Annotated in this window: 3 protein-coding genes; all 3 read left to right on the forward strand. The window is 63.9% G+C overall.

All coding sequences use genetic code 11. The annotated features are described in order from the left end of the window. The first annotated feature begins 147 nt into the window (after window positions 1-147). Complete coding sequence (locus VLU25_21400; protein ID HSR70500.1) at window positions 148-1,344, forward strand: VWA domain-containing protein; 1,197 nt, start codon at window positions 148-150, stop codon at window positions 1,342-1,344. Window positions 1,345-1,389: 45 nt separating this feature from the next. Continuing rightward, on the forward strand, window positions 1,390-1,512 hold the full coding sequence (locus VLU25_21405) for a hypothetical protein (GenBank protein ID HSR70501.1): 123 nt from the start codon (window positions 1,390-1,392) through the stop codon (window positions 1,510-1,512). 123 nt (window positions 1,513-1,635) lie between these two features. Then, window positions 1,636-2,147, forward strand: a 512-nt coding sequence (locus VLU25_21410) for a hypothetical protein (protein ID HSR70502.1), incomplete at its 3' end; no start/stop codon positions are given.

Genomic DNA, 2,147 nt, shown 5'->3' on the forward strand with positions numbered 1-2,147 from the left:
CCCGCAGCCGGGCGGATCATACGAAATGCTTGCGTTCGCACAGCCCAGTCTCGAAGCAGCGACATTTCTTTTGTCCTGAAACCCCGGAACCTCTTCGATTATAGCCGTCCCCTGCTCACGGCAGGGAAAAAATGCAGTGACCGCCAAATGCCGAAAGAGCGCCAAAGCCAGTTTCTAGATCCCCAAGCGCCCTACCGGGGAGGACACCTGCTCCATAACCTCACCCTCTTTTCCCGCACCTGCCGCGCTCTGGGAATCGAGGTCTCGCCCGAAACCGTTCAGGAAGCCGCCCAAGCCCTGCAATACGTCCACCTGGGACGCAAGGAGGACGTTTTCAACACCCTGCAGGCGCTGATGATCTCGCGCCGGCGGCACCGTCCGCTCTTCCGCAAGGCCTTCCGCTATTTCTGGCGGGCTCACGACCAACGCTGGACGCGCCTCGACCTGCGCTCGCTGGGCGAAGAGCGTCCCGAGAAGCGTCTTCAGATGCTGCCGGCGGGAGAAGAGCCGGACCAGCCCGACGAGACCCCTGAGAGTCCTCGCCAGGAGCAGCACTTGGCCTTGCTGCCGCTGCCCAGCGAGCAGGAAGTGCTGCGCCGCAAGGACTTCGCCGAGATGTCGGGGGAGGAACTTGAAATGGCCCGCCGCCTCCTCGGCGGACTCGACTTCAAGCGCTTTCTCAGGCGCACCCGCCGCCTGCGTCCGGGGCGCGGACGGCGCCTCGACGTGCGCCGCCTGCTGCGCCAGTCCCTGCGTTACCTGGGAGAGCCGCTGCAAATCCCCACCCGCCTGCCCAAGCTCAAGCCGCGGCGCCTGGTCTTGCTCTGCGACATCTCGGGAAGCATGGAAAGCTACACCCGCCTGCTGCTGCATTTCATGCACGTGCTGCAGTCGGCCGGAGGGCCTCCGGTCGAGTCCTTCGTCTTCGCCACCCGCCTCAGCCGCATCACTCTATCGCTGCGCCGCAAATCGGTCGACCGGGCCCTGCGCGAAGTCGGCCACCAGGTGCGCGATTGGGGAGGCGGCACCCGCATCGGAGAGGCCCTGCGCACCTTCAACTTCGCTTTCTCGCGGCGCCTGCTGGGCCAAGGCGCCGTAGTGCTGCTGATCAGCGACGGATGGGATCGTGGCCGCCCCGAAGTCCTCTCTCGCGAAGCCGACCGCCTGGCCCGTAGCTGCCACCGCTTCATCTGGCTCAATCCCCTCTTGGGCCGTCCTCAATACCAACCCCTTACCCGCGGCGCCCAAGCCCTCCTCCCCCACGTCCACGACTTCCTCCCCGTCCACAACCTCGATTCCCTGCAAAAACTGGCCCAGACCCTCTCCCGCCTCTCGCTTCGATAGCGGCTCAACTTTTCTTTCCTTACCGACATTTACAACATATTTCTGATGAAGCGCAATCTCACCACCACGGCCGTCTACTTCGCCCACGAAGACCGCTTCATCGAATCCCACCGCCATTACGACACGCTGGGCAACGTCATCAAGACGGTCGATGCGCTGGGCCGGTAAACTCGGCCTCCAGCCACTTCGCCTATCCGACCTCGGCCACCAACCCGCTGGGGCATACGGCGACTACGGTCTACGACTTCGAAACCGGGCTGGTGCTGTCTTCGACCGATCTTCCAGCGCGAGATGAGCTACAACCTGGCTGGGATGATGACCTCCTCCACCCTGCCCAACGGCAAGAGCATCTCTACCGACTACGACCGCATGGGACGCATCACGGCCGTCACCTCGGACTGGGTGGACGCCGACCATCCGGCCGTGCTGGCCAACAACTTCGCCTACCATGCCACCGGCGCCCTGACAGGTATCGACTACGGCAACGGCACAACTTCCACCCGCTCCTACACAAGCGGGGGACTGCTCAAGACGCTTCAACACGGCGACGGCGTCGATCCCGGGGCTTTGCTAGACTTGGAGTATCACTACGACGAGGGGCTGGCCAACAACGGGCGCATCATGGAAATCACCGATCACGACGACGCCTCCAGGACTCAGAGCCACGCCTACGACGGTTTCTACCGGCTGGCCACGGCCGAAACCCAGGGCCCGCACTGGGGTCTCTCGTTCAGCTACGACCGCTACGGCAACCGCCTCTCGCAATCAGCCACCAAGGGATCGCCGCCGACTCATTCGGCTAC

Source organism: Acidobacteriota bacterium, from assembly GCA_035471785.1.
Taxonomy (GTDB): Bacteria; Acidobacteriota; UBA6911; order RPQK01; family DATIPO01; genus JANQFM01.

Coding starts and splice junctions, on each gene's coding strand:
- VLU25_21400 (HSR70500.1), top strand. CDS start 148: ATGCCGAAAGAGCGCCAAAGCCAGTTTCTAGATCCCCAAGCGCCCTAC.
- VLU25_21405 (HSR70501.1), top strand. CDS start 1,390: ATGAAGCGCAATCTCACCACCACGGCCGTCTACTTCGCCCACGAAGAC.